This window comes from Thermogutta terrifontis (assembly GCF_002277955.1).
GTDB classification, from domain to species: Bacteria; Planctomycetota; Planctomycetia; order Pirellulales; family Thermoguttaceae; genus Thermogutta; species Thermogutta terrifontis.
The window spans coordinates 2,678,000-2,692,157 of record NZ_CP018477.1 but is presented as its reverse complement, the minus strand read 5'-3'; the positions used below and the strand labels follow the sequence as shown (position 1 = coordinate 2,692,157).

Here is a 14,158-nt window from a genome sequence, read left to right as displayed (position 1 = left end):
CTTGATTGTTGGACAGATGTGCACCTGGATTGTCCGATGCTCTAATCGCAAGTGGTCGATATTCGCGACCTTCCGCTAGGCTAATGCCGCCGCCGTATATCCCACAAGGGGGATGACTGTGGCTCCCTCAATGACGCCTTGAGGAAAAGATTTCGCTTTCCCGGCACGCAACAATGAAAATACAATAGAAATCTAACCGCAGTGTTAACGAGTTGTGAGGAGTTGTCTGCGATGTCTGAAGTGCTATTTCGTGAGGGTCAAATCGAGGGAGTTCAGATTCGTCCTTTGCGACGTTTCTCTGACGCGCGGGGATGGCTCGTGGAGTTGTTCCGTCACGATGAGCTCGTCCCAGAACTCTATCCGGTGATGGCTTACGTCAGTGAAACCCTTCCTGGCGTTGTTCGTGGACCTCACGAACACCGAGACCAAACAGATTATTTTGCCTTTATTGGGCCGGGTGATTTCAAGCTCTATCTGTGGGACTACCGAAGGGATTCGCCCACCTACTTGGTAGCTCAGAAACTGATTGTGGGCGAATCGAACGCGGTGTGTGTCACCATTCCCCCAGGGGTGGTCCACGCGTATAAGAACATTTCTGACAGGCCAGGGCTGGTCTTCAACGCACCAAATCGGCTTTATGCGGGATGGGGCAAAAAGGAGAAAGTGGACGAGATTCGATACGAAGATCTTTCCGATTCACCGTTCGTTATCGACTGAGATGCCGAGCTGACGCTACCGAATCTTATCCAGATCGCTCCAGGAGCTTCCATCAAAGACGTGATGGATTCGCCCTCCGCTAACCTCGACACGCTGTCGCGACCAGTAGTACTCCTGTGGGCCGATTAAATCCCCCGGGCGTTCAAAGTAACGCGAAAGTTGGGATAGGTCCAATTCCGCAATGCCCCGGTTCGGCTGTTCCGTCACCGATTTGGGTCGTGCCAGGTTCTTGGAGATCACGAGCACCCAGTAATCCCCTTGCATCGGCAATACGAGACTGAATTCACCAGCTTCATCGACGGTCGTCCACGCTCCGCCGTTTTCCGCCAGCGTCTCAAGATTGCGTTGCCTCTGAGCGGAATCCCTATCCCACGGCCGAAGCCCCTCGATGGGCACGGGCGAATCGGGAAACTGTCTTGCGGGGAGCGCAATCACCACGGCGCCGGTATCTGGATGGCCCATTCCCCCAGCATCGATGAAACGAATCTTACCGCTGAGCAGGACTCGCTCGCCCGAGGCCGCATTCGCAGGGGAACTCACCGCCCTCGGCTGCCGAAAGGAAGATGCCGCCAACCAGCCGATGGCCAGGCCTCCCAGAGTACAACCCACGAGCACAAAATAGTACCAGGACAGAGCCGCACGCCTTATCAGCACGTACTCTGACAACAATCGCGCTACGTCCTGAGATGTATCTGCTCGGTCTTTAAGTGGTTGGGAGACCCCGGATTGGAAGTCGGGAGAAGCGGGATTTTCGCGTTCCAGATGGCGCATAAAAAGCGAAGGCTCCTCAAAGGCCTGCGTGCAAATGACCTATCGCTTTTACAGCAAACAGTTTGCGAAACGTGCGGATGAGGAGGATGCCGTCCGCCACTGCCGGTGTGCTGTGTGTTCCCTCACCCAATTCGCTCGTGCCAAGGAGGCGAAACTGCTCACTAGTGGCCAGAACAACCACCGTTCCCGTTCGGGAAATGCAGTAAATCTTTCCACCCAAAATGACAGGAGAACTGAAGTATTCCCCCGGCAATCGATTTCGCCAGAGGAGTGCGCCAGTGCTCAGCTCTAGACAGCTCATGACACCCTTGTCATAGAGGAGGTAGAGCTTGCCCTCGTATGCCACAGGAGTAGGTACATAGGGAATGTTGCTTTTGACTTCGTACAATACTTCGGGTCTTTCGGTGGAGGAACTGGGAGATCGAACGACGAACATTTCACGCCCAATCCCTCCCTCGCCCGAGGAAGCCGCAATAACGTCACCCACCACTACGGGAGACCCCACGGTTCGATTATGAAAGAGATTCAACTCCCATAATGGCTGACCGGATTCCGGATCGAGGCTCGCGATGCCATGCGCCCAGCTCGTCAGAATCAGTTGCGAGCTTGCCCCATCTGTTTCCATGAGGCAAGGCGTGGAGTAAGCCGTTTTCTGCGTCCGTCGCGGTGTTTTCCAGCGAATTTTTCCCGTGGCCGCATCCAGCGCCACCACGCTGCTTTCCTGATCCTGTTCATCGGGAAGGATTACCAGGTCCTTATACAGGATGGGAGAAGCCCCAAACCCATGCTGCGACACGAAAGGACCGAGATCAACCTCCCAGACCACAGTTCCGTCGCTCTGGCTGAGGGCCACCACATGTAAGGATTCCGGGACCGCCCAGGCATAATACAACCGCGCTCCGTCCAGCGCCGGAGTGGACGAGGCGAAACTGTTGAATTCGTGTTTTGGGAAAACATGGCCGGGAAGTGGCCGCGACCAAAGCTTTGTTCCGGAAAGCAAGTCCCACGCTTCCAGTATCTGCTCTCCGGTCTGCTGATTTGCAGATGCCGTAAACACCCGACCATTTGCGATGACGGGAGAAGAATGGCCAATGCCCGCCAATTCGGCAGTCCACAAAAATGAATTGGCGGAAAAAACAACAGGAAACTCGTGAGTCCTGTAAATGCCCGAGCCGTTCGGTCCCCGAAACCGTGGCCAGCTTTCATGGGCATATGAGACTAATGGGACGCATGTCAACAGACCAAAGGCGGTCGCGATCCAGGTCGCCGAATGCCGTGAAATTTTTTCCATTGTTGCCATCCCGAGAGCGAGATCAAATCAACCGGCGGTTTTGCGTTTTCCAGATTCTTGCGCCCACGCCGCCATGTGGGGTCATAAATTTGTCACAGGTGGCCTTCAGGGCAACCCGCGCTTTCTTAACGGGCAACGGTTGCTACCGCGTCCTGGCTGGGCTCCGTGTCCCATCGGACCTGGCTTTTTCCCTCTGACGGTCGAGGAGTTCCTGCATCACCTCGGCTTTGCGGCGGAGTTCCTCCTGTTGTCGCAAATCCTCCTCCGACATTGTCGGCTGGCCGGTTCCAGGGGTATCGTGAATTCCGGGAATCGGCAGAGCCTCTTCGTCGGGTGGCGAAGCGTCCTCAGATTGATCGGAAGACGCGGAGGTTGCTGGCGACAACGGACCAATTCCAGAATCCTCTTCGATGCCGCCTTCCGCTGGTTCCGGGTTTGCTCGCTCCGCACGGTTCAACTTATCGAGCGAAAGAATAAAAGCAAAGTCTTCTTTCGTGCCCAGCGACTGACCCGGCAACGTCAGCGCGACCTGGTCAACCGATTCGGGAGGCACAGTGAAGGCATAGGCATCCATCGCAGCCTCACCTGGCCCAAGACGCAGAGGGCTCCGCTGCTGGCCGTCTATATCGTACCCCTGTCTCCAGTAAGGACGCACTGGATCGGTGCTCCCGGCCCAGGTGAGTGTCGCACTCGGCTGGCTGCTATGGGCTGGGGAATATGTTACAAACCGATCACTTGTTTGGTTAGCGATTCGTATTCGAACGACAAGATAGGGCGATCGAGTTCGAAAGGACCGCTCCCCGAGACGCACACGAAGCGGTGTAATCTCCACGCCCTGCACTCGAATTTCGATGCCGTCGTGGGCATCGCGAAGCTTTTCTCCGCTTCCCCCAAATGCCCTCGCGGCCTCGGCAAGCCGCTCAACGGGATTCTTAAGAATAGCAGCGTTACCTCCCGGAGACGCAATTGTGCGATCGTTATTGGCATCCAGAGGGCCTAACAATTGCCGAAGATCCGCAGACGCGGTGCTGGCCAGTTGGGCCGCCGGGTCTCCCAGTCCAGCTGGCTGTGGCACTGTTTTTCCGCTTGATTTACCTCCCAAGATACTTTGCAACGGCCGCGTGAGAACAACGATAAACAGGATAAACAGCACCCCGATGGTGCCAACCAAAAAATAAGTAATCTTTTTTGCCCGCTCCCGGGCACGCTGCCGCTGTTTGCGAAGGAACTCTGGATCGCCGGCCAGTGGATTTGCCGATCGGTGGCTAACTGTTGAACCGGCAACTGGGGTTGGGGGTGCGGCTGGCGGAACCGCCGAAACCTGAGCCCTCGACCAATCTCGGAGTGGCGACCAGGGGCCGTTCGGAGAAGGCCCAATCAGATCGTCTTCCCCCAATCCGCCCCCACTCAGCCACTGAGCCACCTGTGCCGCCGGAATCGGACCGACGACCTGCTGGCTGGCGGTTCGATAGATAAACCATAAGGAGCCCTGGGCCACGGAACGCTCCACGATTAACGTCAAAGCCGCAAAAGGGTGATAGCACCGGCCTTCCTGCCGAGGTTGCCCGAACTGTACAAGAGGCCCCACCTCATGGGCCAGGCCTTCTCGGGCAGTTCCCTACCGTTCTGTTTCCTGTCCGGTTTGGGCCTCCCACCAGACAATGTAACGTAGGGGAAAACACGTCGCCAGACGTGCACCCCGGAGGGCTCAGACACTGGAAAGCCCCGGCGCTTTTCATGCGGCACCGGCCGACCACACCACCGGCGCGATCTGCACCACCATCTTTACGTAACTGGACCTAATATGGCAACACGCGACGGCAGCGAAAAAGAAAAGACAGGCAGGGAGTCAGCACGAACCTCTGCGAAAACCTGAGAATTGGCCTAAATTCTTGGGGACGGTTTACTTTTTGGAGAATCCCTAAAACAGAGCGCGCCTGCTGATTACGCTCAGCTATCGACGGGCGCACCGACTAATTCTCACGCAAGAAGATCGCTCACGGAAAATTGATTAGCCTGCCCCGCCCGTCACATGACCAGCTTTTTAGACGATCATTCGCGGCCTGGCGAGTTCGACAGGCCTGGCAACCGATCGCAGCACCGTCTCTTAAAGCATCGCTTTATCCTAGCGGAGGGCACGGGACTCGAACCCGCAACCCCTTTCGGGGCACCTGATTTCGAGTCAGGCTGCTCACCAATTCGCATACCCTCCAACGTGCGCCGCACCCTGAACCGGTATTGGAAAGCGTTTCGATCCAATCCCTCTCAGGGCCGCGACTATAGCAAAAGAAAAGCTGGGGTACTAGGATTCGAACCTAGACTAACTGATCCAGAGTCAGTCGTGCTACCGTTACACCATACCCCAGTGCGGAAAGGAACATTTGTAGCTCCATAGGTAAGAGTACAATCCTGCCTTTTTTCCGTCAAGACGAGGGCACATTTGGAAGAAGCGACTTCGCATCTGTTGTGCCTTGGCAAAGTTAGGATACCTTTCAATCCGGATGCACAACTTATATGTGGATTTAGACCTATCCGTGGTGGGGGCAGCAAACAGGCCCGGGTATCGCAGCCGCATAGTCCATCTGCCCATTTTCTGCAGAATGGGTATTTTTCTGTGGTGTGGCCAGAGTCCCTTTTTGCTACATCGGTGGATTGGGGTTTGAGCGAAATGGGAAAAGTTTTCCGATTAGGAAGCCGATAATGAATCTGCGGGATTAGCGCAGATTTTGTCGTGCTCATTCGAATGCCGTTTGAAAAGCTTTCGGCTCTATGGCCCATCCGAAGTTGGTTGCAATTCTGGAATGCCTCAAAACGGCTCGCGAGGAGGTTGAGGCCTCCTTTCAAAGAACATTCGACCAAAACTTCAGGCTAGGAAACATAGACAGAACGGAGTCTCTACAAGAACAGAAGGAGGTCCTGAGAAAGGCAACCTCCACGCGGGGCCTGTCCGTAGAGTTTCATTTCGAGGGTTTCCGGGTCGAGATCTTTCTCCCTGACGAGGCAGAGGTCATTCCAAAATGGGCCGAGAATCCTGATCCTACGGGAAAGGCTAAGCTGGCGACGCTCGCCCAGGAACTCGGCATCCTCCTTTTTCCCCCTGATTGGCCGCTGCGGGAGAGTGCTGCCCGTGTTGTTCCGGCCTTCACCGCGACAGAGTTGCCGGAAGACTCGCCCGGGATGCTGCTGCCGGTGAACATGGGCAACCGGGAGTTGCCGATGTTGATCAGGTTATTGGGAGAAGAGGCGACGGCATATGCCCCAGTGACGCCACAAGCACCTCCTCGAGACCAGCCAGCCTCAACCGAAAAGTTAGCTGCGAGCACAGCCGGAGTTGCGACGCCACCGCCAGCACGCACGAGGGGTGCTGGAGCTCATCCTGTGCGGGCCAGGATTCTCCCACTTTTGACCCGTAGCCTCCTGAAGATCAAGCTACCTGTCGAGGTCATTCTGGCTCGAACACGTAAGCCTCTCGCTGAAATCCTCCAACTGGCCCCAGGGACGATCATTCAGTTCAACAAGTCGTGCGATGAACCCCTTGAACTCGCCGTCAATGGTTATGTCATTGCCCGGGGAGAGGCGGTCAAGGTAGGAGATAAATTCGGCCTGCGCATTCTGGAAATGACACTGCCACCCGAACGGTACGTGGTCCTTTCCGGACGAACTTCCTCCCGAACCGAAGACGCCCGAAAAGTCTCCACCACTAAATAGGCGGGGCTCGTGGAAGGAGCCCACGTATTTTGAAGGTGGACGCGCTGTTCCGAGAGGCGTGCTGAAGCGTTAAATTGAAGGTTTGCGGCAGGCGACATTAAGCGTTTTTTCTCCCTTCCGGAGCTTGGTGTTCGTTGCGGTGGCTCGCTCAGGAGTCCATTCGGCCATCATTTCGGACGTGGCTTCCATGCCTGTGAGTTGTTAGAAAGAGGACCATCCGCGTGCGTATTTTTGTGCTGGACAATTACGATTCGTTCACCTACAACCTTGTGCAACGGTTAGGGGAAATCAACCCCGAGTTGGAGATTGCTGTAGAGCGAAATGATCAGATAACCGTCGAACAGATCGAGCGCTGGAACCCGGACCGGATCATCATTTCACCAGGCCCCTGCACCCCGTCAGAAGCCGGGATATCGGTGGAGTGCGTCCGCTATTTTGCAGGACGGGTGCCGCTTCTGGGGGTCTGTCTGGGGCATCAGTCCATCGGGCAGGCGTTTGGTGCGAGGATCGTCCGGGCGAGGCGGCTGATGCATGGCAAGACGGACATGATCTACCATGATCAGAAGGGGCTGTTTGAGGGGATCGAAAATCCCTTTGTGGCGACCCGTTACCATAGTTTGGTGATCGAACCCGAGTCGCTGCCCGAATGTTTCGAGGTCTGTGCATGGTCGTTTCTCCCGGATGGCAGCCCCGAAATCATGGGCATTCGGCATAAGGAGTATCCCGTTTTCGGAGTGCAGTTCCATCCGGAAAGTTTCCTCACTGCGGCCGGTCCGGCCATTTTGGAAAGATTTCTCATCCTGAGCGACAAGAACGTGAAGATAAGCTGATGACTTCGGGAGGTCCGAAGAGACTGAGGTTGGCCAAAATGGGCCGCAGTGACGGATCCACCGGCGCAACTTCCCACCGCCATCATTCCCGTGGAAAGAATGTCGCATCTGAGAAGAATCGCGCGTGGAAAAGCAGACTGGCTTTGAGCGCGGATCGGCAGACGTTCTTGCTGGCGGCCATTGGGGCGGTTCTGTTATGGATGGCGCTTCCTCCTCTTGATGTGGCACCTCTGGCGTGGGTGGGACCGTGTTTCTGGTGCGCACTTATCGGGCGTTCACAGCCCCTGAAAACTCGAGAATATCTCATTCTCGCGGGAGTTGGATTTGCCTTCTGGATGGCGGCTCTTCATTGGCTTCGTTTGCCTCACTGGGCCACAAGTTTCGGCTGGGTGGCCCTCTCGTTCTATCTCGCCTGGTATTTGCCGTGCTTTATAGGTTTCAGTCGAATAGCCGTGCACCTCTGCCGAATACCGATCCCTGCGGCGGCTGCCACCATTTGGGCAGGGCTGGAGGTGGCGCGGGCACATTTACTCACGGGTTTTACCATGGCCAGCCTTGCGCACACCCAATACCGGTGGCTCAGCCTGATTCAGGTGGCTGACCTGGTCGGAACGTACGGCGTAGGGTGGGTCATGATTCTTGTTTCGGGTTGCCTTTATTTGGCGGCACAGCGCATGGCAGAATTCCACCGGGCTGGGGCATACCAAAGATCGAATGAGGTTTCTTCGGACGCGATCTCCGCAAAAAAACTAACTCGGTATGTCTTGGCTGCCGGTCGTCCACTTATGGCGGCAGGGGTCGTGCTGGGGGCGGTTGTGGTGTACGGCCATTACCGTCTGGTGGTCCACGCGGCAACGCCACAAACTTCGACCGTGCGGGTGGCCCTCATCCAGGGTTCGCAGGATATTCGACTGGAGGACGGTGAGGAGAAACGGGAGCGTATCCACCGTCACTATCTTGAATTGGCTTTCCTCGCGGCCAGACAATACCGTGACCTCGATCTCATGGTTTGGCCGGAGACAGTTTACGGGGGATTGTTGATTGACGCCGACTCTCACCCCGCTGTCCCGCCTGAATGGCGTGCCAAAGGAAAGACTGATCACGAATTTGTGGATCAGCTTGTCGCGGCGAAGCGGAGTAGCCAAGCAGCGATGGAACGCCTCGCGAGTCAACTCGCGTCAAGGCTCATTTTAGGCGTCGAGACCGTCGCTTATACCGGATCCGGGATACGCTATTACAACTCGGCCGCATTCGTGGGAAAATGTTCCACGGATGAAGTTTTTCCGAAATCCGCAAATGGTGGGGCCACGAACAGGCGGGATAGCATATCAGTCTCTCCAGGAGCTTCTGAAGGAGCAACACACCACAGCTCTGAGACCAAAGGGTATTGCTATCTGGGGCGCTATGATAAGATGCACCTGGTGATGTTCGGGGAATACGTGCCCTTCGCCGACGAATTTCCCCCGATGCGGTACCTCACACCATTAAGCACGAATACAACACCGGGCAAAGTGCCAAAAGCGTTCTCGGTGCGAGGTGTGCGGTTCTGCCCTAACATTTGCTTTGAGAGCGTGATTCCTCATCTTATTCGCCAGCAGATTCTCGAGCTGCGAAAGCACGGAACCGAACCGGACGTGCTCGTCAATTTGACAAACGACGGATGGTTCTGGGGATCGAGTGAACTTGATATGCACCTGATATGTGGTGTGTTTCGGGCAGTGGAAACCAGAAAGCCATTCTTGATTGCAGCCAACACGGGCTTTTCAGCGGTGATTGATGCGACAGGCCGAATCCTCTCCCAAGGGCCTCGTCGAGATGTGGCGATTCTCGTCACGGAGGTTGGAAAATCGGATTTTCACAGTTGGTATTTGGATTATGGAATCATCCCCAACACGATCTTTGTTTCTGCTGTTGTACTGGTTGTGGCAGTAGAAATTCTCCTACGGGCGATCGACCGTTTTTGGAAACGGCTGCCGAAATCAAAAGGCACTACTCGGCAAGGCTGATTCGCGGGGGCAGCAGACTGTCCCAATCGTCAACCGTTGAGTTTCACTCTTTCTCTTGTTTTGATTCGGACTCGGCAGGGGAGGATTCTTGGGTGGAGGGCGTCTCGGCTGAGGCTGGCCGGGCCGACTTCTCAGATTGTAATTGAGCTTGAGGTTCTGAAGATTCGGTTTCTTCCGTGTCTTTCGGGGATCTGGCGGCTCGATCCTGCTCGTCGGCAGGTTGTGAGGCTTGATCTTTGATTTCCGTATTCGCACGCTGTTTTTTATCTTCCGCACGTTCTCGCGTTTCAGTTAGTTTCGCCTTGACGCCATACTGATGGACCAATATGCCGCCAAGGTGGGCTGTGTGAGCAAGATACAAGCCAGCCACTGCCATGGCCACTAAAAAAACCAGCGAAATCGGGATGCGGACGACTGCCTTGCCGATGGACGATACTGTCAAGGTGAGGAGCACAAAGATTGCGTAGGCAATCGTCACGCCGAGGTATATGTTCCGTGTAAGCAGGCCGTATTCTTCGTGTTCTTCCATCACCTCGAACATTTCGTCAGGACCTTCCTCGACGATATCCCGCGCGGCCAGCCCAGTGGCCGCCGCCACGAAGGTTCCCGCTGTGCCCAGGGCAAGCAACAACACGGCCGAAATTGCGAATCCCTGCCAGCGCGGAGCGAAGATCAGTCCGAGGAGGACGAATACTGGGGCCACCAGCAGGAGTGCGATGGGAAAGTGGACCACCAAGACGTGCATTCCGGGCCAGGGAATATCCACGGGTGGCAGAGGAGGAAGAGTTAAACCGAGATTTACCGCGAACATGAGCACATCTCCTTCGACAATCGAACTGTTTGTGTTACTTCTCCCCCGACTGACTCGGCAGTTTTTTACGACTGAAGGTCGTGGCTGTCAAGAGCAACGCTTCAATTTTAGGTCGGGTATTGGGCTCTCGGAATGAATTTTGGTATTTCTGGCTTGGCCGACGCCGACCGGGATAACCGGTACTTTCCTGGCGGGTGGCGGTGGGGAAGAGCGGAGGGGACACGGCCTGGCACAATAGCTGGCAATGCGAACCAGGAGGACGTTCAGGGCTGTAAGTGAAAGCCTTTTGGTGCCTATGCGAGAACCTCAGAACTGGCCTAAATTGCCAGACGCCGTTTGAGTTTTGGAGAGGCTCTAATCCTCGATTGGCCGAAGGGTGGTGATCCACAGGAATGGTTTCCCCGCATCATCCACCCGCACCTCTCCCTTCAGCTTCGCCTGGAACAGGCTTCGCTTGATGATCTGACTGTATGTGGTCTTTGTTTGGGGAATGTTGATTGAGGTTTTTTCGAGATCGATGCCGTATCTTACCAGCGCTGGATAGTCAAAAAGGGCGACAAGACCAAGACGCGATTCGATCGACTGCAGCACCGCACGAATGTTGACGTTTTGTATGTTGACGGTGAGAAACTCGAGCAGTTGCGGCACCGCGGTGCTTTCACCCTCTTCAGGAGGCCATCCCACAGGCCAGCAGGCAACGTTGGGGCCGCCGCGGACAATCCAGTATTTGACGCCCTGCACGTCGCCCCGTGGCACCAGGGCCAGGCCGTCATAGCGCAAGAGGTACGCCAGCACCGTGCCAGAAGCTGAATTCTTGAGTTCCTCGTTAACTTCATGTGATGACAGGAGGGACTTCGCGCGTTCATCCCAGACGACGGGGTTGTGCAATTTCGCAAGGAGTTGGTCCACGATTTCGCGGCTGTTTCGCCCCAGGGTAGAAATGGCCACCGGTTGTGCAAGATCCTGTTTGACTAACTGGAAGCGGACGAGGTCTAACCCAAACGCCACTGTTTTGGGGCGAGATTCCGGTGGGCCGCTGGTTCGCAGTTCATCAATCCACCGCACAAAACCGCCCAACTGTCGAATGGAAAAGCGTGCCCCCGGCACGACGAGTTCGTTGGAATTGTTGATGATCCCAATGACGCGGTAAGTGGGTTGGGGAGATGTGGGCAGTACTTCTACCTTCGGTTGATCTGACGGAAACGCAGTGCGGATTCTCACGCGTGTGATCCCCATTCGACCAAGTTCACGGGCCCATTCGTGCTGAGTGAGTGGCGGTAGTCTGGGATCCACGGCCAACTCGATTTCCACCTCAGGCTGCTGAGTTCCCTGATCGGCACAAGCGGTATGGTCGGGGCCAGATCGCGTCAAAAATGCCGATGCTATTAAGAAGATTATTGGCCATATGATCCTATCACGAGGGCTCTTCATTCCGCGCTTAGCTGTGCGGAATACAAAGTTTTCCCGCCACCGAACGAACAATTTACGTGTCAGTTCAAGAGACGCTATGGAAATGCTCACACTTGACACCACAGCGGACACCTCCTCATGAGGAAGAATCAACATTCTTGGAAGATGGCTTGCCTCCGCGGACTGCCCCTTTTCGGGGCTTGTCGTGCGCGGGTTCTGAAGCGTCCGATTTGGCGGACTGCAGGATGGCCCGGATTTTTTCTAAGCGTGCTTGGAGCTCTTTTTCAAACCCTCGATCGGTGGGGTGGTAGTAGGTTTTTGCCACTCCCAGATAGTCTTGAGCTGCGATCCCGTTCTCAAAGTCGTGGGCGTATTGATACCCGGCACCGTGGCCCAGTCGCTTCGCGCCGGGGTAGTTTGCGTCTCGAAGGTGCATGGGGACCGGCAGGACTCGATTCGAGCGGATGTCCTCTATTGCGTCGTCGATTGCCATAATGACGGCATTCGATTTCGGCGCCAAGGCAAGATAAATCGCTGCCTGAGCCAAATTTAAGCGGCATTCGGGCAGACCGACCATTTCACAGGCGTGGGCCGCCGCAACGGCAAGCATCAGGGCCGTAGGATCGGCGTTGCCGATGTCTTCACTGGCCAGGATCATCAGGCGACGCGCGATGAATCGCACGTCTTCCCCGGACTCCAGCATCTTGGCAAGCCAGTAAATCGCTGCGTCGGGATCGCTTCCTCGAATGCTCTTGATAAACGCACTGATGGTGTCGTAATGGGCGTCCCCGGCGCGGTCGTAAACGGCTGCCTTCCGCTGCAGAGAATCCTCTGCCAGTTGCCGCGTGAACCGTAGAGGAAACGTTTCCGAAGAGAGCACGCCTACTTCGAGGGCCGACAGGGCACGCCGAGCATCGCCGTCGCAGGCGTGCGCCAGAAAGTCCAGAGCATCCTCGTCCATGATCACTTCGTACTGCCCGAGCCCACGTTCCTTGTCTTCCAAAGCACGGCGAATGAGAACCTTGATATGTTCGGGGGAAAGCGGCTGAAACTCGAAAACCCGGCTCCGGCTGATGAGGGCGCTCGTGATGCTGAAAAAAGGGTTCTCTGTGGTTGCACCCACCAAAACAATGACACCTTCCTCCACGTGAGGAAGAAGCACCTCCTGCTGTGCCCGATTGAACCGGTGAATCTCGTCGATGAACAAGACGGTTCTCTGTCCCGTGGCTGCCAGGCGCCGGTATGCTTCCTCGATAATCTCCCGGAGTTCCTTGACACCGGCAGTCACCGCGCTGATTTGTCGAAAAACGCTTTTCGTTTCCGTGGCCAGGAGTCGCGCCAGCGTGGTTTTGCCCGTTCCCGGCGGTCCGTAAAAGATCACCGAACCCAGACGGTTGGCTTTGATGAGACGCCGCAGTAATTTGCCTTCCCCCAAAAAGTGTTCCTGACCAACGAATTCCTCCAGCGTTCGCGGGCGCATTCGCGCAGCCAGCGGTTGAACATCACGTCGTCGGGCCTGGTCCTCTGCTTCGAAAAGGGACATCGAACGTTATACCCGAGTCTGACAGGATGGCGAATAACAGATACTCCATCAATAACACGCGATTCTTGGCCTCAGAAGGTATCTGAGTCCCGTGCTCAGACAGGCTCGTAAGGTCCGCCTTCGGGAAGATATTCTCGCAGCGGACACTCTTCACATCGAGGTTGCTTCTTGTGGCAATAATCCTTTCCTAATTTTACCAGCAGAGCGTGAAACTCATTATAGAGGGCTGTATCCGGCTCCAGTTGACTTTCAAAATAATCCTTCAAAGTGTGATAGTCGATGTCGAAATCCACCCACCCATGCCGCGCAAATATGCGGTGTGTGTAGGCATCGACCACGAACGTCGGCAGATTTCCGGCGTAAAGGAGGATTGAGTCGGCAGTCTCGGGGCCTATGCCGTTGATGGAGAGTAACTCTTCGCGGAGTTCCTTGAGAGGTGTGCGAAACATCCGCTCCAGCGAACCTCCATAACGTTCGATGCAAAAGCGCAAAAGGTTTCGCAGCCGGCGAGCCTTAATGCGATAATAGCCGGCAGGTCGAATCAACTCTTCGAGCTCAGTCTCCGGGACAGAATAAAGAGCCTTCGGGTTGGTGAGTCCCGCCTCTCGTAGTCTTTCAATGGCCTTCTCCACGTTGGACCAGGCTGTGTTCTGGACTAACACCGCTCCGACAAGCACCTCAAAGGGAGTTTCCCCAGGCCACCAATGTTGGGGACCAAACCGCTCGAATAACCGCTGGAAGATTTCATAGAGAGATACGTCCTTGCCCATTATTCCGTGCGTGTCAGTTAGCAGGAGTGACGGATCAAACTTCGTTAAAGACGTTCTTATACCCAATCATCATTCCAAAACGGCTGGAAAGATCGAAATGACTGTTAAAAAACGCGTTGGAGAGACAACGAGTAATCGCTTTTCCCAGCCTTTCGCAATTGGGACGCCATTCTTCCAGCATACCAACCGGTCCGCGAAGAAAAACGAGGGGGAACCCTAAGCCATCCCCACGTTTGCAAAAAACATTGACATGCTACGTGTGCAGTAAGTCGTAGGGGCGATTCGTGAATTGCTCCCACCA

At 55.4% G+C, this 14,158-nt stretch carries 11 protein-coding genes and 2 tRNA genes; 4 read left to right on the top strand and 9 right to left on the bottom strand.

The features are described from left to right. Positions 1 to 231: 231 nt before the first annotated feature. Positions 232 to 717, top strand: coding sequence for a dTDP-4-dehydrorhamnose 3,5-epimerase family protein (locus THTE_RS09970; protein ID WP_095415300.1), 486 nt, complete (start codon positions 232 to 234; stop codon positions 715 to 717). A gap of 15 nt (positions 718 to 732) precedes the next feature. On the opposite strand, the gene THTE_RS09965 is transcribed toward THTE_RS09970, so the two are convergent. From THTE_RS09965 to THTE_RS09945, 5 genes are all read right to left on the bottom strand, one after another. Beyond that, a complete protein-coding gene (locus THTE_RS09965) occupies positions 733 to 1,488 on the bottom strand; it encodes a hypothetical protein (protein WP_095415299.1) in 756 nt (251 codons plus the stop codon). 16 nt (positions 1,489 to 1,504) lie between these two features. Beyond that, the gene (locus THTE_RS09960; RefSeq protein WP_168175833.1) at positions 1,505 to 2,779 is read right to left on the bottom strand and encodes an outer membrane protein assembly factor BamB family protein; all 1,275 of its coding nucleotides are present in this window, start codon (positions 2,777 to 2,779) and stop codon (positions 1,505 to 1,507) included. A 142-nt stretch (positions 2,780 to 2,921) separates the two neighbouring features. Beyond that, entirely contained in the window at positions 2,922 to 4,277 is a 1,356-nt protein-coding gene (locus tag THTE_RS09955) for a hypothetical protein (RefSeq protein ID WP_157732011.1), read from the bottom strand. A gap of 631 nt (positions 4,278 to 4,908) precedes the next feature. After that, a tRNA-Ser gene (locus THTE_RS09950) sits at positions 4,909 to 4,991 on the bottom strand. Positions 4,992 to 5,073: 82 nt separating this feature from the next. After that, positions 5,074 to 5,144 (bottom strand) — tRNA-Gln (locus THTE_RS09945). A 404-nt stretch (positions 5,145 to 5,548) separates the two neighbouring features. On the opposite strand from THTE_RS09945, the gene THTE_RS18275 reads away from it, so the two are divergent. From THTE_RS18275 to THTE_RS09930, 3 genes are all read left to right on the top strand, one after another. Beyond that, positions 5,549 to 6,487 carry a FliM/FliN family flagellar motor switch protein gene (locus tag THTE_RS18275; protein WP_207651691.1) on the top strand — a complete coding sequence of 313 codons (939 nt, stop codon included), beginning with the start codon at positions 5,549 to 5,551 and terminating at the stop codon, positions 6,485 to 6,487. A gap of 221 nt (positions 6,488 to 6,708) precedes the next feature. Next, the gene (locus THTE_RS09935; protein ID WP_095415296.1) at positions 6,709 to 7,317 is read left to right on the top strand and encodes an anthranilate synthase component II; all 609 of its coding nucleotides are present in this window, start codon (positions 6,709 to 6,711) and stop codon (positions 7,315 to 7,317) included. A gap of 143 nt (positions 7,318 to 7,460) precedes the next feature. After that, a complete protein-coding gene (locus THTE_RS09930; protein WP_157732010.1) occupies positions 7,461 to 9,323 on the top strand; it encodes an apolipoprotein N-acyltransferase in 1,863 nt (620 codons plus the stop codon). 43 nt (positions 9,324 to 9,366) lie between these two features. Here the strand turns inward: THTE_RS09930 and THTE_RS09925 are convergent, their stop codons facing one another. The 4 genes from THTE_RS09925 to THTE_RS09910 form a co-directional block, all read right to left on the bottom strand. After that, positions 9,367 to 10,134, bottom strand: a complete 768-nt coding sequence (locus THTE_RS09925; protein WP_095415294.1) for a DUF2231 domain-containing protein — start codon at positions 10,132 to 10,134, stop codon at positions 9,367 to 9,369. Positions 10,135 to 10,488: 354 nt separating this feature from the next. Further along, positions 10,489 to 11,505 (bottom strand): hypothetical protein, encoded by a 1,017-nt coding sequence (locus THTE_RS09920; protein WP_157732009.1) that lies wholly within the window; start codon positions 11,503 to 11,505, stop codon positions 10,489 to 10,491. A 175-nt stretch (positions 11,506 to 11,680) separates the two neighbouring features. Then, complete coding sequence (locus THTE_RS09915) at positions 11,681 to 13,087, bottom strand: replication-associated recombination protein A (protein ID WP_095415292.1); 1,407 nt, start codon at positions 13,085 to 13,087, stop codon at positions 11,681 to 11,683. Positions 13,088 to 13,182: 95 nt separating this feature from the next. Then, entirely contained in the window at positions 13,183 to 13,857 is a 675-nt protein-coding gene (locus THTE_RS09910; protein ID WP_095415291.1) for an endonuclease III domain-containing protein, read from the bottom strand. Positions 13,858 to 14,158: the final 301 nt, after the last annotated feature.